At 68.5% G+C, this 22,074-nt stretch carries 22 protein-coding genes and 2 tRNA genes; 15 read left to right on the top strand and 9 right to left on the bottom strand.

What is annotated here, in order from left to right; translation table 11 throughout:
- Positions 1–158 precede the first annotated feature (158 nt).
- A complete protein-coding gene (locus J0X25_RS27885) occupies positions 159–1,079 on the top strand; it encodes a nucleotidyltransferase domain-containing protein (RefSeq protein WP_207290788.1) in 921 nt (306 codons plus the stop codon).
- 159 nt (positions 1,080–1,238) lie between these two features.
- On the opposite strand, the gene J0X25_RS27880 is transcribed toward J0X25_RS27885, so the two are convergent.
- Positions 1,239–3,257 carry an ATP-binding protein gene (locus J0X25_RS27880; RefSeq protein WP_207290787.1) on the bottom strand — a complete coding sequence of 673 codons (2,019 nt, stop codon included), beginning with the start codon at positions 3,255–3,257 and terminating at the stop codon, positions 1,239–1,241.
- Positions 3,258–3,719: 462 nt separating this feature from the next.
- Here J0X25_RS27880 and J0X25_RS27875 point away from each other — a divergent pair, with 462 nt between their 5' ends.
- Together J0X25_RS27875 and J0X25_RS27870 are read left to right on the top strand one after the other, a co-directional pair.
- On the top strand, positions 3,720–4,496 hold the full coding sequence (locus J0X25_RS27875; protein ID WP_207290786.1) for a DNA-directed RNA polymerase subunit epsilon: 777 nt from the start codon (positions 3,720–3,722) through the stop codon (positions 4,494–4,496).
- A 224-nt stretch (positions 4,497–4,720) separates the two neighbouring features.
- The gene (locus tag J0X25_RS27870; protein ID WP_207290785.1) at positions 4,721–5,365 is read left to right on the top strand and encodes a DsbA family oxidoreductase; all 645 of its coding nucleotides are present in this window, start codon (positions 4,721–4,723) and stop codon (positions 5,363–5,365) included.
- A gap of 24 nt (positions 5,366–5,389) precedes the next feature.
- Here the strand turns inward: J0X25_RS27870 and J0X25_RS27865 are convergent, their stop codons facing one another.
- Positions 5,390–6,250 (bottom strand): NAD(+)/NADH kinase, encoded by an 861-nt coding sequence (locus J0X25_RS27865; RefSeq protein WP_207290784.1) that lies wholly within the window; start codon positions 6,248–6,250, stop codon positions 5,390–5,392.
- Between the two features lie 250 nt (positions 6,251–6,500).
- On the opposite strand from J0X25_RS27865, the gene J0X25_RS27860 reads away from it, so the two are divergent.
- The 6 genes from J0X25_RS27860 to J0X25_RS27835 all read left to right on the top strand — a co-directional run bounded on the left by J0X25_RS27860 (position 6,501) and on the right by J0X25_RS27835 (position 11,574).
- A complete protein-coding gene (locus J0X25_RS27860) occupies positions 6,501–7,649 on the top strand; it encodes a KaiC domain-containing protein (protein ID WP_207290783.1) in 1,149 nt (382 codons plus the stop codon).
- Positions 7,650–7,768: 119 nt separating this feature from the next.
- Complete coding sequence (locus J0X25_RS27855; protein WP_207290782.1) at positions 7,769–8,008, top strand: amphi-Trp domain-containing protein; 240 nt, start codon at positions 7,769–7,771, stop codon at positions 8,006–8,008.
- A gap of 14 nt (positions 8,009–8,022) precedes the next feature.
- Complete coding sequence (locus J0X25_RS27850) at positions 8,023–8,385, top strand: hypothetical protein (protein ID WP_207290781.1); 363 nt, start codon at positions 8,023–8,025, stop codon at positions 8,383–8,385.
- Positions 8,386–8,536: 151 nt separating this feature from the next.
- The gene (locus J0X25_RS27845) at positions 8,537–8,971 is read left to right on the top strand and encodes a universal stress protein (RefSeq protein WP_207290780.1); all 435 of its coding nucleotides are present in this window, start codon (positions 8,537–8,539) and stop codon (positions 8,969–8,971) included.
- Between the two features lie 78 nt (positions 8,972–9,049).
- Positions 9,050–10,498 carry a hypothetical protein gene (locus J0X25_RS27840; protein WP_207290779.1) on the top strand — a complete coding sequence of 483 codons (1,449 nt, stop codon included), beginning with the start codon at positions 9,050–9,052 and terminating at the stop codon, positions 10,496–10,498.
- 110 nt (positions 10,499–10,608) lie between these two features.
- Positions 10,609–11,574, top strand: coding sequence for a transcription initiation factor IIB (locus J0X25_RS27835; protein WP_207290778.1), 966 nt, complete (start codon positions 10,609–10,611; stop codon positions 11,572–11,574).
- A 99-nt stretch (positions 11,575–11,673) separates the two neighbouring features.
- Here the strand turns inward: J0X25_RS27835 and J0X25_RS27830 are convergent.
- A tRNA-Gly gene (locus tag J0X25_RS27830) sits at positions 11,674–11,744 on the bottom strand.
- Positions 11,745–12,020: 276 nt separating this feature from the next.
- Between J0X25_RS27830 and J0X25_RS27825 the strand changes: the two genes are divergently transcribed.
- The gene (locus tag J0X25_RS27825) at positions 12,021–12,815 is read left to right on the top strand and encodes an NAD+ synthase (protein ID WP_207290777.1); all 795 of its coding nucleotides are present in this window, start codon (positions 12,021–12,023) and stop codon (positions 12,813–12,815) included.
- 6 nt (positions 12,816–12,821) lie between these two features.
- Here the strand turns inward: J0X25_RS27825 and J0X25_RS27820 are convergent, their stop codons facing one another.
- Together J0X25_RS27820 and J0X25_RS27815 are read right to left on the bottom strand one after the other, a co-directional pair.
- Positions 12,822–13,361 (bottom strand): GNAT family N-acetyltransferase, encoded by a 540-nt coding sequence (locus J0X25_RS27820; RefSeq protein WP_207290776.1) that lies wholly within the window; start codon positions 13,359–13,361, stop codon positions 12,822–12,824.
- A 69-nt stretch (positions 13,362–13,430) separates the two neighbouring features.
- The gene (locus tag J0X25_RS27815) at positions 13,431–14,141 is read right to left on the bottom strand and encodes an enoyl-CoA hydratase/isomerase family protein (RefSeq protein WP_207290775.1); all 711 of its coding nucleotides are present in this window, start codon (positions 14,139–14,141) and stop codon (positions 13,431–13,433) included.
- A gap of 61 nt (positions 14,142–14,202) precedes the next feature.
- Between J0X25_RS27815 and J0X25_RS27810 the strand changes: the two genes are divergently transcribed.
- The 4 genes from J0X25_RS27810 (at position 14,203) to J0X25_RS27795 (ending at position 17,223) form a co-directional block, all read left to right on the top strand.
- A complete protein-coding gene (locus J0X25_RS27810; RefSeq protein ID WP_207290774.1) occupies positions 14,203–15,006 on the top strand; it encodes a DUF7114 family protein in 804 nt (267 codons plus the stop codon).
- A gap of 94 nt (positions 15,007–15,100) precedes the next feature.
- Positions 15,101–15,172 (top strand) — tRNA-Thr (locus tag J0X25_RS27805).
- A gap of 194 nt (positions 15,173–15,366) precedes the next feature.
- Positions 15,367–16,176 carry an ICP22 family protein gene (locus tag J0X25_RS27800; protein ID WP_207290773.1) on the top strand — a complete coding sequence of 270 codons (810 nt, stop codon included), beginning with the start codon at positions 15,367–15,369 and terminating at the stop codon, positions 16,174–16,176.
- Between the two features lie 126 nt (positions 16,177–16,302).
- Positions 16,303–17,223 (top strand): NAD-dependent epimerase/dehydratase family protein, encoded by a 921-nt coding sequence (locus tag J0X25_RS27795; RefSeq protein WP_207290772.1) that lies wholly within the window; start codon positions 16,303–16,305, stop codon positions 17,221–17,223.
- Positions 17,224–17,233: 10 nt separating this feature from the next.
- Here the strand turns inward: J0X25_RS27795 and J0X25_RS27790 are convergent, their stop codons facing one another.
- Both J0X25_RS27790 and J0X25_RS27785 read right to left on the bottom strand, forming a co-directional pair.
- Positions 17,234–17,857, bottom strand: a complete 624-nt coding sequence (locus J0X25_RS27790; protein WP_207290771.1) for a class I SAM-dependent methyltransferase — start codon at positions 17,855–17,857, stop codon at positions 17,234–17,236.
- Between the two features lie 84 nt (positions 17,858–17,941).
- Positions 17,942–18,235 carry a DUF7521 family protein gene (locus J0X25_RS27785; protein ID WP_207290770.1) on the bottom strand — a complete coding sequence of 98 codons (294 nt, stop codon included), beginning with the start codon at positions 18,233–18,235 and terminating at the stop codon, positions 17,942–17,944.
- A 183-nt stretch (positions 18,236–18,418) separates the two neighbouring features.
- Here J0X25_RS27785 and J0X25_RS27780 point away from each other — a divergent pair, with 183 nt between their 5' ends.
- A complete protein-coding gene (locus tag J0X25_RS27780) occupies positions 18,419–18,655 on the top strand; it encodes a CDGSH iron-sulfur domain-containing protein (protein WP_207290769.1) in 237 nt (78 codons plus the stop codon).
- A 53-nt stretch (positions 18,656–18,708) separates the two neighbouring features.
- Here the strand turns inward: J0X25_RS27780 and J0X25_RS27775 are convergent, their stop codons facing one another.
- Complete coding sequence (locus J0X25_RS27775; protein ID WP_207290768.1) at positions 18,709–21,192, bottom strand: heavy metal translocating P-type ATPase; 2,484 nt, start codon at positions 21,190–21,192, stop codon at positions 18,709–18,711.
- A gap of 2 nt (positions 21,193–21,194) precedes the next feature.
- Positions 21,195–22,070, bottom strand: a complete 876-nt coding sequence (locus J0X25_RS27770) for a sulfite exporter TauE/SafE family protein (RefSeq protein WP_207290767.1) — start codon at positions 22,068–22,070, stop codon at positions 21,195–21,197.
- Positions 22,071–22,074: the final 4 nt, after the last annotated feature.

Raw genomic sequence — 22,074 nt, 5'->3', positions numbered from 1 at the left:
CGCTCTGTAAACTCTTTAAGTGACTCTGGTCACAAGGTAGAGATACGACGGGAGGTCGTCGCTTCTCGAGGGTCCAGAAGACCAGCGACGACTCGAGCGCGGTCGGGTTTCGGCCGCAACCTTCTCGCACTCGCTCCGCGAACGGTCGAGCGACAGCCATGGCGGCCGTCCCGGACCACATCTACGAGGCCATCGACGACGCGCTGACGTGGATCGAGATCGACCACGGCGTCACCGTCGTCTTCGCCGTCGCCCGCGGGAGTCGCGCCTGGGGCGCGGCAAGCCCGGTCAGCGACTACGACGTCGGCTTCGTCTTCGTCCCCCGGGATCTGCGCCGATACGCCCACCTCGAGGGGCCGACGGAGGTCGTCCTCGAGCAGCGCGACGAGTTCGAGTTTCAGGGGTGGGACGTCCGGACGTTCGCGCGCCTGCTCGGCGACTCCAACGACGGCGCGATCGACGCGCTCCGGAGCCCGATCCGCTACCGCGTCGCGTACGATCCGGCCGACCTTCGGACGTACGTGGAGGGAGCGTACGATCCGATGGATCTCTATCACGCGTGGCGCGGGATCGCGACGAGCAACTACCGGAAGTACGTCTCCCACCACCTGGTGCGCACCGACGACGAACTGTTCCCCATCGTCGAGAGCTACGCCGACGGCTACCTCGTCGAGGCCGACGAAGGGACGATGACCGTTCCGGCCGACGACGAGCGCTTCACCGAGACGCAGACGAAACCCACGGTGAAGCGGAACCTGACGATCTACCGGGCGGCGATGGCCGCGCGATACCTGAAGGCCACCGGGGAGCGAGGCGACCACGAACTGCCCCTAATCGAGTTCGATCGCTTCCTGGACGAGCAGGCGCCCGCGGTCTTCGACCACGACCGGATCGAGCGCGCCCGCGAGTTGCTCGAGCGGAAGCGAGCGGGGGAGGGGGCGGCCACGGTCGGCGACGCCGTCGGTCGCGAGTTCGCCACCCCGCCCCGCGAGATCGATCCCGCGGTCCACGCGCGTAGCGGCCCCGAAACCGACCGACTGGACGGCTTCATCGACGAGATGATCGACGCCGTGGCGTAGTTCGGCCGGATTCGCCTCGAGGGGGATCGTTCTTTAAGTGCTTCTGGTCACAAGGTGAAGCTACGACGGGAGATCGTCGTTCTCGAGGATTCTTCGAGTAATCAGCCTGCGGTGTGAACAGTAACGGAGGCTACGGGGTAGCATCCAATCGTACAGCGATCACGAGACGTGGCCGCCCGCGGCCGGAAGCGTGAAGGAAAACGTCGCACCGGCGCCGGGCTCGGACTCGACGCGGATGTCGCCGCCGTGGCGCTCGACGATTCGCTGGCAGAGCGCGAGCCCGATTCCCATCCCGGCGTGCTCGCCGCGAGAGTGGAGCCGCTGGAACACGTCGAAGACGCGGCTCTGCTGGTCCGGATCGATGCCGATTCCCTCGTCGCGTACCGAGACGCGCCACGCCGACCCGTCGCGTTCGGCCGCGACGTGAATCCGCGGCGGGTCGTCGCCGCTGTACTCGATCGCGTTGTCCAGCAGGTTCTGGAACACCTGCCGCAGCTGCCCGCCGTCGCCGTGGACCCGGGGTAGCTCGTCGCACGTGATCTCGGCGTCGTGCTCGTCGATCTGGAGCTGCAGATCCGCCAGCACGTCGTCGAGTACCGCATTGAGGTCCGTCGGTTCGAACGGATCGCCCTGCGTCTCGATTCGGGAGTACGCCAGCAGGCCGTCGATCATCTCGCGCATGCGCTCGGCGCCGTCGACGGCGTAGGCGATGAACTCCTCGGCGTCCTCGTCGAGTGCATCCTCGTATCGAGCCTCGATCAACTGGAGGTAGCTCGTGACCATCCGCAGGGGCTCTTGCAGGTCGTGGGAGGCGGCGTAGGCGAACTGTTCGAGGCGCTCGTTCGACTCCTCTAGCTCGTCGACCAGCTCCTCTAACCGTCGCTCGTGTTCGACCCGCTCGGTGATGTCCGTGAAAATCACGCCCACCTGAGCCGTCGTCTCGTCGCCGACCGGAAACGCGTAACACTCCAGGATCCGTCCCTGCGCGACGAGTTCGCGTTCGAACGTAACCGGTTCGCCGGTCTCGGCGACGTGATCGTAGGTATCGACCCATTTCTGCGTCGTTTTCGGCACGACCTCCCGAAGAGTCCGCCCGACCACGTCGTCGATACCGGTGTGTTCCTCGAAGGCCGGGTTCGCCTCCACGTACCGGAAGTCGACCGGCTCTCCAGGCGCGTCCAGTTTCTCGATGACGCAGTATCCCTCGGACATCGAGGTGAACAGATCCCGATAGCGCTCCTCGCTCTCCTCGAGCGCCTGCTCGCGGCGTTTTCGCTCGGTGATGTCGGCGATGGCGCCGTTTAGTCGCACCGGCTCGCCGGTCCGATCGTACTCGACCTCGCCGCGGGAAACCACCCACATGACGGTCCCGTCCGCGTCTCGGACGCGGTATTCGGCCGCGAACGTCCCCGTCTCCAGCGCTCGCTCGAGTTGCTCCCACGTGGTCGCCGTGTCGTCCTCGTGGATCGGTTCGAAGAACGTCGCCATCGGGGCGCCCTCCGCTGCCAACTCCGACTCCATGCCGTACGACTCCGCGAGAAATTCGTCGGCGGTGACGACGTTCGCTTGGACGTCCCAGCTCCAGAGTCCGATCGAGGCGGCCTGCGTCGCGACGTTCAGTTGTGCCTCGCGCTCGCGCAACCGGCGGTCTTTGTTCGCTCGTTCGACTGCCGCCGCGAGGATAGACGCCACGCTCTGGACGAAGTTGGCGTCGTGCTCGGTGAACGCTCGGTGGTCGGACGTGAACGTACCCAGTACACCCCACGGGGCGTCGATCGAGCCGATGGGGACGGTGATTCCGCTGACGACGTCGTGGTCGCGCAGCAGGTTGTCCCCGGCAAAGCGGCCTTCGTCACGCAGGTCGTCGGCGATGATCGGCTCCTCCGAGAGCAACGTATAGCCCGCCTGCGAATCCCGTTCCGTAGGGACGCTCGCAGTGCCGACGAGGCCGGCGTCCCAACCAACCCCCTGTCGGAGAACGAGTTCGTCCGCGTCGGGCAGTAACTCGAGCACGTGACAGTACTCGGCGTTCACCGTCTCGGCGACCGCGACGGTCGCGTCGGACAGCAGTTCGTCGAGGTCGTCGGTCTCGAGCGCTCGCTGCCCGAGTTCGGTGATGACCGCCTGCTGACGAACGCGCGGCGACCGTTCGCCATCCTTCCCGACGGATGAATCCATTTCCACTTGTTACCGGCGGAACGGTTGTAAGACCTTCTCATTGCGCTGGCGTCATGTTCCGGTAACGGCGGACGACCGGCGACTCGAGAGCGTCGGAACCACCGTGTTGGGTCGGGGGGGAACGACCGCGCTTCACGTGCATCCGGTCACAAGGTGAAGCGACGACGGGAGGTCGTCGTTCTCGAGGGATCATCGACGGCCAGCCGACGGTCCGCGCAGCGGCCGAACCCGGCGGACTGAGACGCGTGTTCGATTCGAGCCGGTCGCTGCGACCCCCCTTAAGTGCCTCTGGTCATAAGGTGAAGATACGAGGAGCTTTTCGCCGCGTCGAAACCCGAGACGAGTTCGAGAGCCCCGGCTCCGTCCGGTGGTCCCCGACCTGTTCGTCGAACTGGTAGTCCGTCCGAGCGACCGTTCGACTAGGAGGAGCCTTTTTCCGTCTGCCGGTCCGAGCGGGAGGTAATGAGAGACGACGGTGCTGAACCCGGTCCGGACGCCGACCGCGCGGCCGTCGGCGACAGCCCCCGACTCGAGTACGACGATGAACGCCGTCTCGAGAACCGACCCGGCTCCGGATCGCTCTCGCGGGCCGACGTCCAGCGCGATTCGACGGTGCGCCAGTGGGGCGTCGTCACGCCGAGCGCGACCGTCATCGGCCGCGCGGAGTCGCCCGAGGCGGACCTCTCCGAGAGCGTCCGTCGCCTCCACGACGAACAGCACGCCGCGACGCCGGGGTACAGCGAGCGCGCCCACCACCTCGATCGGCTGCGGACAACCCAGGCGCTGTGTAACGCGCTCGACGTGACGCCCTGGCAACGGGACCTCGCGCTGGGCGTCATGGACGAGATCGACCTGACCGAGTTCGGCAGCCAGCGGGCGATCGAGAAGGTCGCGCTGGTGGCGATCCGTCACGTCGTCGACGTCGACCGGCAGCAGTACTTCGGGCTCGACGACATCGACGCCCAGCAGCTCTCGGCCGACCGGATGGAAGAGCTGTTCGGCCAGTACCGCGCCCACGACATCACCGACGAGGAGACGTTCGAGCGCCTCGCGGCCGACTACGGGCTGGACACGACCAGCCTGAACCGCCTCCGGCGCGTCCTCAAGGAGCAACTCGACGACGACCTCCCCGCCTACGGCCGGAACCCGTACCGGGACCCCAACCTGCCGGACGTCACCGAAACGACCGACGCCGGCGAGGGCGGCGTTGCGGCCGGCGAGGGCGCCAACGGAACCTGATCGGCCCGCCCGCAGCGTCCCGGAATCCGTTTGCCCGCAGCGTCCCGGAATCCGTTTGCCCGCAGCGTCCCGGAATCAGAGCCGTTCGCCCGCACCGTCGTCTCCCGTCTCGAGCGCGCTCTCCCGTCCTGATAGCGCTTCGGCGCCGCCGTCCGAGACGGCCACGATACGGCGACCGATTCCGGTTGCCGTCGGCTTTTCCGTCACCGCTGCCTAGCGGGTGTATGTCCGATTCACCCGACCGCCTCGAACTCTACGCCGATTACGTCTGCCCGTTCTGTTACCTCGGGACCCGATCCCTCGAGCAGTACCGCGAGGACCGGGACGAGCCGCTCGTGATCGACTGGCGGCCGTTCGACCTCCGCAGCGGGAAGCGAAACCCCGACGGCTCGATCGATCACGAGGCCGACGACGGCAAGGACGAGCAGTACTTCGAGCAGGCGAAGCAGAACGTCCGCCGCCTGCAGGACGAGTACGGCGTCGAGATGGCACAGATACTGGCCACCGAGGTCGACTCGCTGCCGGCCCAGCAGGCCTCGTGGTACGTCAAGCAGGAGTACCCCGAGCAGTGGGCGGCGTTCGACGAGGCGATCTACGAGGCGCTCTGGAAGGACGAGCGCGACATCGGCGATATCGACGTGCTGGCGGACCTCGCCGAAGACGTCGACCTGCCGGTCGCGGAAATCGAATCGGCGATAGACGACGACGGCCTCCGGACCGAACTCGAGGATCGGTTTCAGGCGGCCCAGCGCCGGGGCATCACCGGCGTACCGACCTTCATCTACGACGAGCACGTCGCCCGCGGCGCCGTCCCGCCAGCACAGCTCGAGCGGCTGGTCGATGGGGCGGAACAGGGTGCACAGCGGTAGCCGGTCGCCCAGCAATCGGCGTTTCTAGTCGATTTTCTCGAGGCTGGCGACGAAGTCTCCCCGCGGGCCGACGAGCCGGACGGGGTCGTCGGCGATCGAGACGGAGACCGTAGCGGGCGGCTCGAGGCGCTGACGGTTCCGGCCGTCGCTGATGGCGTAGGCGGTGTCGGCGTCCGAAACGGTGATCGAGAGCTCGGTGTCGGGATCGACGACCAGCGGCGGCATCGCGTCCTCGGCGGCCATCTGGGTGACGACCAGCGCGTCCGCCCGCGGGTGAACGAGCGGGCCGCGCTCGCTCAGGTTGTACGCGGTCGACCCCGCCGGCGTGGCCACGAGGACGCCGTCGGCGTGGCTCCCGGCGTACCGGCCGCCGTCGACCCGGACGTCGATCGTCGCGCCGCCGCCGTTCCCTCGGCGGGGGCCGTGGACGACGATCTCGTTGAGCGCCGGCTCGAGCGACCAGTCGGCGTCCTCGGGCGTGACCGCGAGCCGATCGAGTTCGCGGGCCTCGAAGGCGTCGCGCTCGCGATACGTCTCGACGAGGTCGGTGACGACGTCGACGGCGTCCGCGGGCGCGACGGCGTTGAGGAAGCCGACTTCGCCGAGGTTGATGCCGAGAATCGGCGTCGAACCGATTTCGCGGGCGACGAACAGCAGCGTGCCGTCGCCGCCGATACTCACGACGAGGTCCCGGTCGGCCATCCCGGCGACCCGGCGGGCGGGCGCGTCGATCGCCTCGCCGGTCAGTTCGTCGACGACGACCGAGGCGGTCGCGTCCGTCTCCCCCCCTTCGCCGCCGCGCTCGAGCGTCTCGAGCAGCGTCGCGGCGAGTCCCTGTGCGCGCTCGTTGTTCCGCTGGGCGACGATTCCGACGGCGACGTCCATCGTCGGCGGCTACCCGCCCCGTCGGCAAAAAGCCACCCTTCGCGGGCGCCGACCCGCGGCAACAACATTCATCGTGGTGGGGCACACTCGGGTAGGTGAACGATCCCGCGACGTTCGCGTCGCAGACCCCGAATGAGAGACGCTACCTCGAATCGTCGGCCGCACGCGTCGATGAGAGGGGCACGAACGACCGAGTCCGGTGCCGGTACCGACCTCGAGCGGAACGGATTCGGGCACGGTCGCCCCGGTGATGCCCGTGAGTGACGAGTCCGACGCCGAACGCGACGGGACAGAGGACTGGTTCGAACGCGCGCTCGCGGACAGCGACGACGCGCCAACGGAGTCGGGTGACGATGCGGCGGCCGAATCCAGGGACGACGCAGCGACCGAATCCGAAGCCGACGCTACGCCAGCGGAACCGAGCGACGCGGCCTCCGTTGCCGACGAATGGGAGATGCTCGAGGGTGCCGCCGATGGCGAGACAAGCGACCATGACGCCGACGGCGAGGCGACCGACAGCGACGACGAAGGCGGCGCAATCGACGAGGGCGACGGCCTGTTCGACGACGACTTCGGCGCGGCGCTCGAGGGCGCCGACATGCCGTCCGTCGGCGACGACGCCGGGCCGGACGGCTTTTCGGACGTCGACTTCGGACTCGAGGGGGCCGACGAACCCGACTTCGACGAGGCGGTCGACTCCGAGCTCCCCCGGCTCGATCTGGGTATCGACGGCCTCGATCGGATGATTCAGGGCGGGGTCCCCGAGCGGTCGCTGATCGTCGCGATGGGCAGCGCCGGGACCGGGAAGACGACCTTCGGACTGCAATTTCTCGCTCACGGGCTGGCGAACGGCGAGAAGGCGGTGTTCATCACGCTCGAGGAGAGCCGCGAGCGCGTGATCAACAGCGCGACCGAGAAGGGGTACGCGTTCGACGAGTACGTCGCCGAGGACCGACTCGCGGTCGTCGACGTCGACCCCATCGAGATGGCCAACAGTCTGACGTCGATCAAGAACGAACTGCCGACGCTCGTCGAGGAGTTCGACGCCTCCCGACTCGTCCTCGATTCGGTCTCCTTGCTCGAGATGATGTACGAGGACCGAGCGACGCGGCGCAACGAGATCTACGATTTTACCCGGAGCCTGAAGGAGGCCGGCGTCACCGCGGTGCTGACGAGCGAGGCCGCCGAGGAGACGCCGTACGCCTCCCGATACGGGATCGTCGAGTACCTCACGGACGCGGTTTTCGTGTTGCAGTACGTCCGCCCGGACGACTTCCGGGAGACGCGGCTGGCGATCGAGATTCAGAAGATCCGGGACGCGAACCACTCCCGCGAGAAAAAGCCCTACGAGATCACGAGCGAGGGGATCTCGGTCTACCAGCAGGCGAACCTCTTCTGATGTCAGCGCACGTCTGAGTTCGGAACTGTTGACGGTTCGCTCTCCCATTCAGTAGTAAATGGGCGTTATGACCCCGTTCGTTGCCCATACTTTTGCGGATATCGCGGTCACGACGTGGTATGGCCCACCGGACTACGGCCGACAGAACACTCCCGCGATCGGAACTCGCGGCGTCTCTCGCGACCCTCTCCGAGGAGTTCGGTAGCGACGCGGAGGAGATCACCATCGACGTCGGCAACAGGTCGATATCGCTCACACCGGCCGACGAGGTCGACTTCTCGCTCGACGTCATCGAACGCTCCTCGTTGCTGCACAGCAGTCGCAAGACGGTCGAGATCGAACTGAGCTGGAGTCCCTGACGGAGTGAGTACCAATGTCTGCCATCGATTCCGCGATCATCTTCGGCCTCAGCCTCGTCGTCGGAACAGTCGCGATACTGGCGGGCGCCCGATTCGTCCTCGATCGGGACGCCCGAATACCCAACGCCGCGTTCACCGCGCTCGTCGGCGCGGCCGTCTGGGCGATCACCAGCTACTTCGTCGGCTGGATCCCGCTGCTCGGCGCGCTCTTGATGCTCGTCGCCTGGGTCGCCGTGATCAACTGGCGCTACCCCGGCGGCTGGGGGACGGCGGCGGCTATCGGCGTCATCGCCTGGGTCGTCGCGGTCGCGCTCCTCTACGCGGCCTCGACGCTCGGCCTCGTCACGCCGGACGCGCTCGGCGTCCCGGGCGTCTAGCGGTGGCTGGCGGACCGCCAGCTGGCCGATCCGCGCCGGACGTCGGGAGCGGTCGGACGGCCCCGCTGACCGTGACAGGCGGGTATTCCCACGCGGGGAGAACGACGGCAATCGCTTTTTCGTCCCGCTCGAGTGTCTCGAGTAGGTTCCAATGTACGAGACGCTCCTCGTTCCCACCGACGGCGGCGAGCAGGCGACGGTCGCCGCCGCCCACGCGTTCGATATCGCGGCGACGCGATCGGCGACGGTCCACGTCCTCTCGGTCGTCGACGACCGCGCGTTTCTGGTGCTCGACGCCGACCGCATCGAGGCGGTCCGCGACGACCTGCGGGCCAACGCCCGCGACGCGATCGATTCGGTCGCGACGGACGCGGCGGGCCGCGGCCTCGAGGTGGCGACGGCCACCGAGACGGGCCACCCCGCCGAGTGTATCGTCGACTACGCCGCCGACCACGAGGTCGACCTGATCGTGATGGGAACGAGCGGTGACGAGTACGAGCGAAACGTCGTCGGTAGCGTCTCCCAGCGCGTCGTCCGCGAGGCGCCCGCGCCCGTCCTGACCGTCGGGCCGGACGTCGACGCCTGACCGGTCGCCGCGGCCGGCCCGATACGTCGGACAGTAATCACATAGATTGATATGTAACCCGTCGCTAGTACAGGAGAGATGCGTCGTTCGCTCGTGATCGGCCTCGCGTTGCTCGCGCTCGCCGTGTTCTTCGTCGGCGGGCCGTCGCTGTTCTTCTCGCCGTCGACCGACAACGTCGCGCCCGACGACCGGGAGATAACTCCGCGGATGACCAGCGTCGAGGACTCCGAGAGCCGGTTCTGGCGCTACCTCAGCCCGCAGGAACGGTTCCAGCAGCGGAGCCCGATCAACGTCATCGTCCGCGGCTCCGTCGACGACGTCGAGCGGGTGCTGACCGAGGCGAGCGACGGCGACTGGTCGGAGATCAACGAGTCCGAACTGGAGGCCGGCCCGGAAACGTACGCGCTCGACGGAGGCGGTAACGAGACGGTCGATGAAAACGAGACGGAAAACAACACGTCCGCCCCGAACGCGAGCGACGACCCCGCCACGAACGCCAGCGAGGAACCCGACGAATCGAACGAACTTGACGGCGGTCCAGCCCTCAACTGGGGGCAGGCCGACGGCGGGACTCGCTACGCCTACGTCGATCCCGGTCCGGACGAGAACGGCTACTGGACGACCGAGACGCGCCAGCTCGAGGACGGCGACTACTTCGGGCAGCGCTACCACATCCGGCTCTACGAGAGCCCCAACGAGGACGACCAGTGGGTGGCCATGCAGACCCACTCGGAGCACTTCGACTGGTTCACGCTCCGCCACCGGGTCCACGGCTCGCAGGACGCCCAGACGAAAGTCGAGAACGACTTCATGGCCCACCCGCGGATCGACGTCCAGGAGGACGTGCGACGGGTGTACCTCGACAACAGGAACTCCGCGGACGCCGACGGCTGGGCGACCGTCGTCGACCTCCGCAGTATGTTCGTCGTCCCCATCGTGCTCGGCCTCGGCGCCCGCAGACGGGTTCGCGCCGCCGCCGGCAGCGGCGAGACCACGGGAGAACGCCTGTCTCGGCGGACGCCCGAGGCCATCGACGACCACCTGACCGACGTCGACCGGCGCCGGATCGCGGCCGCCTACGACCGCCTCGAGATCGGTCACCTCGCGCTCGCCGTCACCGTCCTCGCGCTGTTCCTCGGCGTCCGGACCGCCGGGATCGCCCTCGAGCGACAGGTCGACACCCTCACGCCCCACCAGATCGCCGCCATCCTCTACCCGGTGATCGGGATCGGGATTCCGGCGGCGACGTATCTGGTCGCGGGCACGCTGACCCGACGGCTCGACGCCGCGCTCGTCGCCGCCGGCTCGCTGGCCGCGGCGATCTGGATCGACTACGGGATGCTCGGCGTGGACTCGCTGCCCGTCGAGGTCGTCCTCCAGCGGATGCTCGTCGTCGTCGCGCTCGGGCTGATCGCCGGCGGCGCGGCCAAGCGGGCGACGCGAGAGTCTCGGCTCAACGACATGCTGGTCGCCGGCGTCGCGATGTGGGTGCTAGTGCTGGCCGGAACCCTGCTCGGCTACATCTGAACGGTCAAATCGCGCTCTTTCGGCGCCGAAACGCCGCTCGATCGGGTAGTTGAACCACGCTCTCTCGGTGGCGAGGCCTTAAGGTCTTGCACCGTCGGTATCTATACGAGATGGAAAGCCCCACCCGCCAGCGAAACCGAGATCCGAAATCGACCGAGAAAACGAAGGAATCGAATCCCGAGCGGGTGTGTGACGAGTGTGACGGCGGCACGCTCATCAAAAGCGAGGATCAGGGCGAACTCGTCTGCGATCAATGTGGGCTGATCGTCGAGGGCACGAACATCGATCACGGACCCGAGTGGCGCGCGTTCAACCACTCCGAACGACAGAACAAGTCCCGCGTCGGCGCGCCGACGACCCAGACGATGCACGACAAGGGGCTGACGACCTCGATCGACTGGAAGAACCAGGACGCCTACGGCCGGTCGATCTCCTCGGACAAACGGAACCAGATGCGCCGCCTGCGCAAGTGGCAGGAACGGATCCGAACCAAGGACGCCGGCGAACGGAACCTCCAGTTCGCCCTCTCGGAAACCGACCGGATGGCGTCCTCGCTGGGGATCCCCCGATCCGTCCGCGAGGTCGCCTGCGTCATGTACCGACGGGCGCTCGACGAGGACCTCATCCGCGGCCGCTCGATCGAGGGCGTCGCCACGAGCACCCTCTACGCCGCCTGCCGGATGGAGGGCATCCCGCGCTCGCTCGAGGAAGTCGCCGCCGTCTCCCGGGTCGAGCGAAAGGAGATCGGGCGCACCTATCGCTACGTCGCCCAAGAACTCGGCCTCGAGATGGAGCCGGTCGATCCGAAGCAGTACGTGCCGCGGTTCTGTTCCGAACTCGATCTCTCCGAGGAGGTCGAGGTGAAGGCCAACGAGATCATCACCACGACGACCGAGAAGGGGCTCCTCTCGGGCAAGTCGCCGACCGGCTACGCCGCCGCCGCGATCTACGCGGCTTCGCTGCTCTGTAACGAGAAGAAGACCCAGCGGGAGGTCTCCGACGTCGCGCAGGTCACGGAAGTGACCATCCGGAACCGCTACCAGGAGCAGATCGAAGCGATGGGCATCCACGAGTAATCGATTGTTTGGGTCGCTTTCCGGCCCGCACGAGAAGGCGCGCGTTCATCTCGAAGAGTGGGTGGAGACGCCACTATCGGATTTTCGTTGCTCGAGAAGTGCGCCGGCCGGGAATTGAACCCGGGCCGCGAGCTTGGGAAGCTCGAGTCCTACCACTGGACCACCGGCGCACTGCACTCACTCCGTTCGTTTGCGCGCCGCAACTCGCAAATCCTCCGGATTTGCTCGCCACCGGCGCACCTCGCGCGCCGTGGATCGCAGTTCCGTCGGAACTGCTCACTACGAACGCACTGCGAACACCGACACGTAGCCGGCGGTTTCACTTGAACGTAGCGCTCTGTCTCGAGCCCCATCCGTTCCGACGCGTCGACGATCGGACGGTCGTCCACTTTTTGCCAGTGAGGGGAGGCTATTAGGACGGGCCAGCCGTACGGACAGCCAGACAGATGCTCGACCTTCGCTTCTCAGAGGACGAACTGGAACGGCGACGCGAACACATCACCGCATTCATCCGAGATCAGGTCGACGCCGCGGGTACCGGCGGCGCCGTACTGGGGCTGTCGGGGGGAATCGACAGCACGCTCGTCGCCTCCCTCGCCACCGAGGCGCTGGGCCCCGAGAACGTCTACGGGCTCGTCCTCCCGGCCCGCGTCAGCAGCGAGGGGAACATGAGCGACGCCGAACGAGTCGCGCAGGACCTCGAGATGAGCTACGACGTCATCGAGGTCGAGCCCATCGTCGACGCGCTGTTGTCGGCCTACCCCGAAGCGGAGGGTGACCACGTGGCCGTCGGGAACGCCCGCGCGCGTGTCCGGGGCGTCCTGAACTACCTCGTGGCCAACCACGAGAGTCGGATGGTCCTCGGGACGGGCAACCGCAGCGAGGCCGCGGTCGGCTACTTCACCAAGTACGGCGACGGCGCCGTCGACTGCCACCCGATCGGGAACCTCTACAAGGCGCAGGTCCGCCAGCTCGCCCGCCACGTGGGCGTGCCCGAGGACCTCGCCGCGAAGACGGCCACGGCGGGGCTGTGGGCCGACCAGACCGACGAGGACGAGATGGGCGTCAGCTACGAGACGCTCGACTCGATCCTCGCGACGCACGTCGACGGCCCGCTGTCGGTGGCCGCGACGGCTCGGCTGCTCGAGATCGACGAGGAAACGGTCGAGAAGGTCCGCGGGATGTACGAGGGCAGCGCGCACAAGCGTCAGGTGCCGCCGGCGCCGGAGCCGCTGGACTGATCGCAGCTATTCGGTCTGCGACCGCCACTCGTCCTCGAGGAGCCCGTACCAGTAGGTGTCCTGGTACTCGCCGTCGATGAACACCTCGTCGCGGTGGACGCCCTCCTCCGTGAACCCGACCGACTCGAGGAGTCGTCTCGAGGCCGCGTTGAACTCGAAGACGCGAGCCTCGATCTTGTGCAGGCCGAGCTGGTCGAACCCGTATCTGACGACGCGCTCGGTCGCGTCGGTGCCGTACCCGTGCCGGTGGTGCTCCGGTGCGATCCAGTAGCCGATCTCCGCGCGCTGGGGCTCCCACTCGATCGAGTTGAAGCCGATCGTTCCCACCGGCGTCGAATCGGCGACGATCAGGAGGTTCACCGAGTCGTCGTCACAGACGACGTTCTCGAAGAACTCCCGTTCCTGCGCGCGATTGATCGGTCTCGAGCCGCCGATCGCCCGCCAGACGCGCGGATCGTTGATCTCCCGCTGCAGGAACTCGAGGTCGTCCTCCTCGATCGGTCGGAGATCGACGCGATCGCCGGACAGAAACACTGCGTCTGGCATGGCCCTCCGTTTCGCTGGGGTGACAAAAAAGCTAGTTGTGGTGTGGTAGCAACCAACATCCGCTGCGCGTCACTCGAGGACGGCGTCGATGTCGTCGGCGTGGACCGCGACGAGGTCTCCGAACGCGTCCGCCTCGAGCCGTTCCTGCGTCGCCCGTTCCCGGTCGTCGCGAATCCGTCGTTTGAGGACGGTGAGGGCGTCGTCGGCGTTCTCGGCAATCTCTTCCGCGACCGCGCGCGGCTCGGCCTCGATTCGCGAGATCAGGCCCATCCGCAGCGCCGCCTCGGCGTCGACGGTTCGGCCGGAGAGTGCGAACTCGAGGGCGTCGCCCTCCCCCAGCACTCGGGGCAGGCGGACGGTGCCGCCCCAGGCGCCGAAGAGGCCGAACGTGACGCCGGGCTCGCCGTAGGTCGAGTCGGGCGTCCCCACGCGAACGTCGCAGGCCAGCGCGAGTTCGAGACCGCCGCCGCGCGCGGGGCCGTCGATCCCGGCCACGACGACGGCCGGCGAGTCCTCGATCGTTCGCGCGACGCGCTGGCCCAGCCGGGCGAATTCGATCGCCCGCTCGGAGTCGCCGTCGAGGTCGCCGACCGCCGCCAGATCCGCGCCCGCGCAGAACGCCGGGCCGGCGCCGCGGAGGTAGATTACGCTCTCCTCGGCGTCGTCGACCGCCGCCTCGAGGGCCTCGAGGCCCTCGACGGTGAGCGCGTTGCGCGCCTCGGGGCGGTCGATCGTGACGGTGCGAACGGATCGGTCGGCGTCGGTGGCGACGTCGATCATGTTCGCCAGTCGACCGGACGTTTCCAAAGGTCTTTGGCTCCGCCCTCGTAAGCGTCCGTCAATGGAAACGGCCGATAGCTGTCGGCGTGTCGCCGCCGAGGCCGTCGCGGACGTCGAACCACCCCAGTTGCACGACCTCATCGAAACGACGCTCGACGAGGCCTCGATGGTTCCCGGCGTACTCACCATCGAGAGCGCCGCAGCGATGGCTCCCGACCGAAGAAGCGTTCTCGAGTACGAGAGCGACGGGAATCGAGAGCGGGCAGCCGAGATCGACCGCGGCCCAGACTCCGGCGACCCCGAGACCGATACCGGCGGGATCGCCACCCAAGCGGCCGGGGTCCAACTCATCTACGAGGGGCTGCGCCTGACGCGCTCGCTCGCCCACGAGGAACCCTGGGCCGATCTCGAGGCGGAGCGAGGCGACCTCGAGAACGGCGAGCGGGGCGACCTCGAGATCCTCGCCGCCGACATCCTCGTCGCCCGGGGCTTCTACCTGCTCGCGCGCACCGACGCCGCCGGGAAGGCGGTCCGAACCGTCCAGGCGTTCGGCCGCGACCAGACCCGGCGCGACGCCATCGCCGACGACGAGTCCGCGACCGACGGGGACGCCGGCGTCGATCCCGCGTCCATCGACGCCAACCTCGAGCGGGACATCCTCGAACTCGCCGTCCGCACCGGCGCCGCCGCGAGCGGCGACTCCCCGCCGCCGCGGCTGCTGGCCACCGCCGACGCCATCGCCGACGCCGTCGGCCCCTCGTTCCCGCCGGCCGCCGAGTGTCTCGCCGACCTCGAGCCGTCGCTGTGGGACCGGGCCCTCGAGGACCACACGACCGATCGAGCGACGTCCGCGACGGATCCCTGAACCGAGCGGGCTATCGCTGGCCGCGCCACGCGGACCCACGCCCTGTGGCGGATCGAAAGTCATAAAGACGACTCGAGACAACGAGGAACTGCGCGCCTGGGTAGCTTAGCGGTAAAGCGCGTCCTTGGTAAGGACGAGAGCCCGGGTTCAAATCCCGGCCTAGGCTTTCTCAGAATTCACGCACTCAGCAACTGCGACGAGCGTCAAAAGCGCCGTCGCTTCGATCGAGGCGTAGTCGGCGTTCGTCGGTTCCGTGTCCCGGTTTGTCAGCAGTGGCGTGGCGGGGATTCAACCGTCGCGAAATCGTATCATGGTCCGGACGATCAAACGGCCAGTTCGAACTCGCTTTCAGTACCAGTTATGTCCTCTCACAGCACCGATACGGCCGACCTCGAGGCGACGTACGGAACCGACGAAACCGACACCCGGTCCAGATCGAGACGACTCCTGTCGAGCGTCACCACCCACGCCCGGAACGGACGCCTCCCGCTACTGGCCGGCGCCGGCCTGCTCGTCGGCGCAGTGCGGAACGCGGGACGCGACCGACGCCGCGCCGGCGTTCGCGCGTTCGTCGGCGGCGCGTTGCTCGGCGTCGGCCTCCGGCTGCGCCGCTCGAGCGGCGGGGCGACCATCGTGGAGCTACCCGACTCGTTCACGGAGACCGCCGAGTCGGACGAGGACGCCGCCACCGAGTCGATCGGAATCGGCGACGACGCGGGCGAGACCTCCGACGAGGCCGTGGCCCACCGCGAGCGATCCGACGTGCTCCACGAGTCCGAGACGAACCCCCGCGGCGTCTCGGGGGAGCCGGACGTCGAGACCGAGACCGCCCCCGACGAGGGGGCCGTGCGGTTCACCACGGACCAGACGGAGAACGCGTCGCCGAAGCCCCACCTCGAGGACGCGGACGAGGAAGATCCGCGGCGGCCCGATACCGACGACGAATCGACGCCCGACGACCACGTCGAGGTCGGCCTCTCCGAGGCCGCGATGGCCGACGAAGCCAGCGAGGCGACGGGACCCGATGCCGAGCAGGCGTACCCCTCGCTCGAGGGAACCGATCCCGAACCGATGTCGGAGGAGGCCCCGCCGCGGGGGAACGAGGGCGCCGTCTCGGACCCCGATTCCGACGACGAGGATCTCGAGGACGCCGACGGAGAGCCGCGCTGAGCCCGATTCGGCCGGACACCACCCGACGCGATACCGCCAGCCGACCGACGATCCGAGGAGAACCGGCGAACGCACCGGTCACGATGCAGGAACCACGGTTTAGTGGGTGACCGTTGGACGACCGGTATGGACGAGCTATCGACGGCGGAGTTCGAGTTCGACGCGGAGACGGTGATCGTCACGGGCGCGACCGGCGACGTCGGGTCGTGGGTCGTCGACCGACTGGCCGACCGGGGAGTCGACGTCGTCGGGGTCGACGTCGACCGGCCCGAGGGCGTCCGCGCGAACGCCACCTTTCGCGCCGTCGATCTGACCGAGGGGGTCGACACCTGGGAGACGATTCACGAGGTCGACCCCGACGCAGTCGTTCACTTCGCGGCGCTCTCGGATCCGCTCGAGAACCCGTCGACGCGGCTCTTCGAGAACAACGTCACGAGCGCGTACAACGTCCTGCAGGCGGCCGGCCGCGAGGGGATCGACGTCGTCTGGTCGTCCTCGCAGGCGACCTACGGCGCGCTGTTCGCCGAATCCGCGTGGACGCCCGACTACCTGCCGATCGACGAGGCCCACGAGCGCAGGCCAGAGGACGCCTACGGGCTCTCGAAGGTCTGCGGCGAGGAAATCGCGAAGGCGATCGCCCGCCGGTACGGAATCTCGATCGCGACGATCCGACCGGCGACGATCTTCTCGCCGACGAAGGAGCGAGCGCGCCCGCCCGAGGACGGCTCCGATCTCGCGAGCGAGGAACCGAGCGGGAACTTCGCGTCCTCCGTCGACGTCCGCGACGTCGCCCGGATGGTCGAAGCGGCGCTGGCGGCCGACCTCGAGGGCCACGAGGCGTTCCTCTGCGTCGCCGACGAGAACTACCTCGGGCGGCCGACCGCGGAGATCGTCGAGGCGGTCTGTGGCGACCTGCCCGAGGACTCCTCGCTCGAGGGGAAAGAGTCGGCGCTGTCGAACGCGAAGGCCGCCGAGCTGCTCGGCTGGACGCCCGAGTACACGGTCCACGAGCGGGAGGGGGACGTGTCGGCACCGACCTGGCTGTGAGTCGGCCGACTCAGGGGACGCGACGGAGCGACGACGACTGCGGCCGCCACCGCGACGACCCGTCCTCGTCGCGCGCGATCAGCGTGACCCGCGGCTCGTCGCCCTCGTGGTGTTCGGCGTAGTACAGGATTACCAGATCGGAACACGCCGACAGGAGTTCGTTCGGCTCGAATCGAAACCGGTCCCCCGGACCGGACTCCCCCGCCGGCGACGCGAGGTAGTGTTCGTAACAGAGGATTCCGCCGGGAGCGAGCGCGTCGGTCAGGGCTGACAGACGACCGCGCGCGTCGAAGAAGCGCACCGTCACGAGGTCGTAGACCGCCGTCGGGAAGCAGTAGCTGTCGACGTCGGCCAGGATCCAGTCGACGGAGACCGATCGCTCGTTCGCCCGCTCGCGGGCCTGCGCTTGCGAAAGCTTCGTCATCGAAATGTCGACGGCGTCGACGGTCCAGCCGCACTCGGCGAGGGCGACGGCGTTCCGGCCGGTGCCGGTGGCGACGTCGAGTGCGCGCCCCGGCGAGCGTTCGTCGACGACCGCGCGAACGGCCGGGGAGGGGCCATCGTCCGCCTCGAGGGCCGGTTCTCGTCGCGAGTCCGCGTCGGGTCGGGAGCCGCCGTTTTCAGATCCGGTCACCGGATCGTACTCGCGGGACGCAGTCACTTAGTCCTCGAGTCGATCGTCTCCCTCGAGCACGTGACCACCGATCCCGGAGAGCAGCTACGTAACGTACAGCGAGTAGGCGATCACGAGGAAGCCGACGAGCATGAGGAGGCTCTCGAGCAGGATCCCGGTCATCAGCGGGACCTCGAGCAGTTCGTAGAGGAGGCCGGCCAAGACCAGTCCGAGGGTGACGAGACCGAATCCGGCGGCGAGAAATCCCAGTGCGCGCTGGCGAGTGCGCCGGTAGGCTTTGAACGCGAGGAACGTGATGAGACTGCCCACGAGCAGGATGAGCGTCTTGACGACGGCGAGCGTGATGGCGGTCGACGTTCCCGCGTCGTGGAAAGTCATGGACTTCGTACGTCGAAATTACGAACGGGACCCAAGTAGCTTGCGTTTACGACGAATTCGGCCACCTCAGCCAGCGGCGAATCGGCCGCGCGGGCCGTTCGAGGGGTACCGACGGAACGCCGACAGCGGGTCGCCACCGCTTCCGACCGGCCCTTTTTCTTCGGCGGCGCCGAACCGACGGCCATGTCACGACTGGTCGAACTCGAGGAGCAGGGGCCGCGGAAACTGGATCCGTCGGATATCGACGACGAAAAGGGCGACGTCGCGGTTTGTCAGTGCGGTCTCTCAGAGTCCTTCCCGTTCTGCGACGGGAGCCATCGGCGAACGCGAGACGAGGACGAAGGGACGACCTACGTCTACGAGGACGGCGAGCGCCAGGAAGTCGAACGCGTCGTGACCGACGCGGACGACGAGGAGTAACGGCGGCGCGTCTCCGGTTCTCGATCGACCTTCCCAGCGGCCAGCGTCAAGCGTCAGAGCGACCGCGCGGAGTTACAAACCACCAGCAGGCTGCTGGCGGCCATCGCGACGGCGGCGAACAGGGGGTTGAGAAGGCCCGCGACGGCCAGCGGAATCGCCACCGCGTTGTAACAGAACGCCCAGCCGAGGTTCTGGCGGACCCGCCGGTGGGTGCTCGAGGCGATGTCGAACGTCTCGGCGACGGCCGCGAGGTCGTCGCCGACGATCACCGCGTCGGCCGCGTCGGTCGCGAGTTTCGTCCCGCCGCCCATCGCGATGCCGACGTCGGCGGCGGCCAGCGCGGGGGCGTCGTTGCTCCCGTCGCCGACCATCGCGACCGTCCCGCGGGCCCGAAGGCGGTCGACGGTCTCGGCCTTCGCCGCCGGCGGGACGCCCGCGAACACCTCGTCGACGCCATCGAGCGCGCGGAACCGCTCGGCGGCCGGCCCCTCGTCGCCGGTGAGGACGACGACCTCGCGACCGTCCGAGAGCGTCTCGAGCGCCGCCGCCAGGTCCTCGCGGGGCGAATCGCCGACGGCGACGACGCCGCGAGTCCGGCCGTCCCAGCCGACGGCGACCGGAACTCGCCCCGCCTCGCGGGCGTCCTCGATCGGGGACTCGAGCGCCCCGGGGACCGACAGCCCGCGCTCGCGGAGGGCGTCGGGGTGGCCGACGACGACGCGCTCGCCGTCGACGACGCCGCTGACGCCGCGGTCGAACCGCTCGAAGGACTCGACGGCGCCGGGACAGCCGGCGCCGTTCGCGGCGTCTGCGTCCCGAATTTCGTCGGGATCGCTCGGAGCACCGGAGGCGTCCGCGACCGCACCCTCGGGCGCCGCGTCCGCGACGGCGGCGGCGATCGGATGCGCCGAGAGCGCCTCGACCGCGCCGGCGCGGCGGAGCAGTTCGTCGGGATCGGTGTCGTCGGCCGCGTGAACGGCCTCGACGGCCATCGTCCCGGTCGTCATGGTCCCCGTCTTGTCGAGGACGACGACGTCGACGTCCGGGGCGTCCTCGAAGATGGTCGCCGCGGCGACCACGATCCCACGCTCGGCGGCCGCCTGAACGCCGGCGGCGATCGCCAGCGGCGTCGCCAGCCCGAGCGCGCAGGGACAGGAGACGATGACGACCGTGAGCCCGAGCAGCAGGGCCGCGGACGGACTCGAGCCGGTCGCGAGCGCGACGGCGGTCGCTCCGACAGCGAGGGCGGCGACCAGCGGGACGAAGACGGTCGCGAGCTTGTCCGCGAGGCGCTGGACGCCCGGGCGGGCGCTCTGGATCGACCAGAGCAGCGAAACGAGCCGATCGAGGGTGCTCTCGGCCTCGTCGCCGACCGCGAGGACGAGCGGCGCGTCGGTGACGACGGTGCCGCCGCGGACCGCGTCGCCGACCGCCTTCCCGACCGGCAGCGATTCGCCGGTGACCAGCGACTCGTCGACGGCGGCCGACCCCTCGACGACCTCGCCGTCGAGGGGGATCCGCTCGCCGGGCCGGACGAGGAGCCGATCGCCGGGCTCGACGGCCTCGAGGGGCACCGTCTCGCCGCTCTCGAGGCGGGCCTCGTCGACCTGTCGTTCGGTCAGCTCCGAGAGCAACCCCGTCGCGCGGCGTTTGACGAGTTTCTCGTAGTGGGTCCCCGCGGTGACGACGAGGACGATGGCGACGGTGACGTCGAAGTAGAGGTGGTGCTCCCCGAGGAGTATCGCGAGCGTGCTGTAGCCGTACGATCCCAGCGCGGCGGTCGCGACGAGCAGGTCCATGTTCGGCCGACGCGCCCGGAGACTGACGACGGCCCCCCGGAGGATCGAGGAGCCGGTGTAAAAGAGGATGAACGACGTGAACAGCCAGATGTTCGCCGCGAGGAAGGCGCTCTCGTAACCGCTGAACGCCGCGACCGGTTCGAAGCCGAAGTAGGTCGGGTAGAGAAACAGGATGTACCACACCATGACCATCATCCCGAAGAAGCCCCCGAGCAGGAGCGCGGCGACGCCGTCGTCCGCCTCGCCGCCGTCGCCGGCCGACCGATCGAACGCGGTGTAGCCGTGCCCCGAGACGATCTCGGGGAGGTCCGCGGCCGCGAGCCGGTCGGGATCGTAGACGAGCCGGATCGTGTCCGTCGCGTAGCTGGCCGTCGCGCCCAGCACGCCGCCCTCGCGCTCGGCTGTCGTCTCGAGGAACGCCTCGCAGGTCGAGCAGTGCATGCCCTCGACCGCGAGGAAGGCGTCCTCGCCGTCGAGGTCGTCGAGGTCGCGGCCGTCAGCCGCGCCGGAGCCGTCCAGTCGCGATCGGACCGCCGACTCGTCGGGCGCGTCGTCGGTCCGCTCGAGCGTCCGCGAGACCTCGAGACAGCCGCGACAGCAGTAGCTGCCGTCCACGTCTGGATCGGTGATCGGCTCCGGCGGCGTCGGGAGGTCGCAGAGATCGCAGGCGTCGGAGCCGGACGCGGCCGTCGACGGCGGTTCGGGCGGTCGCACAGACGGTTGCGTGTTTTCAGTCATCGTCAGGAGAGGGGAACGAACGGGAGCGGCAGGTGGGGGAGCTGAATCCCGTACAGCAGCAGTCCGTGCGAGAGCGGGACGGAGCCGAGGACGACGAACGCGACGCCCAGCCCGCGGTGGAGTCGGACGCGCGTCGTGGCCTCGAGACTGGTCAGCACCGTTCCGTAGGCGAACAACGTGGGAATCGTCCCGAGGCCGAGGACGGCCAGCGAGAGCGCCCCCCGCGTCGGCGATCCGACGGCGAACGCGTAGAGGTAGGCCGGGTAGATGATCGGACACGGCATGAATCCGTGGACCGCACCGAGGGCCGCGATCCCCGGCGAGGTCGCGAGTCGATCGATCCGACTCGAGAGCGCGCCCGACAGGCGCCGGAACAGCGCTCCGACGACGGGGAGGTCGTGGCCGGGGACGGCCGTCCGCCCGCGAACGTAGTAGAGCCCGCTCGCGACGATGGCGATCCCCACGAGGATGCCCGTCGCGCCCCTGACGGGGTCGCCGACCGCGGCGATGGCCTCGCTCGAGGCGACCGTCGCGGCGCCGAGGAGCCCGAAGAAGCCGCCGAGTACCGCGTAGCTGGCCGTCCGACCGAGGTTGAACAGCGCGTGCTGACGCACCTCGTAGGCCGTAAGCGTATCGTCGCGGCGCTTGTCGCTGGCGGCGCCGATCCGATCGGCGTAGGTCGTCACCAGCGGCCCGCACATTCCCAGACAGTGGGCGCCGGCGAGCAGTCCGACGACGAAGAGGACGAGCAAGTCCGCGTGCTCGAATCCGATCCCCGGGCCGGCCGCACTCGCGAGCGTCGCGTCAGCGACGAGCCGATCGAGTCCGGGAAAAGCGATGACGGCGAACGGGGACGATGCGAGTGCCATAGCGGTCATCGGA

This window comes from Haloterrigena alkaliphila, assembly GCF_017352155.2.
GTDB classification, from domain to species: Archaea; Halobacteriota; Halobacteria; order Halobacteriales; family Natrialbaceae; genus Haloterrigena; species Haloterrigena alkaliphila.
This window is presented reverse-complemented; position numbering and strand designations above follow the sequence as displayed.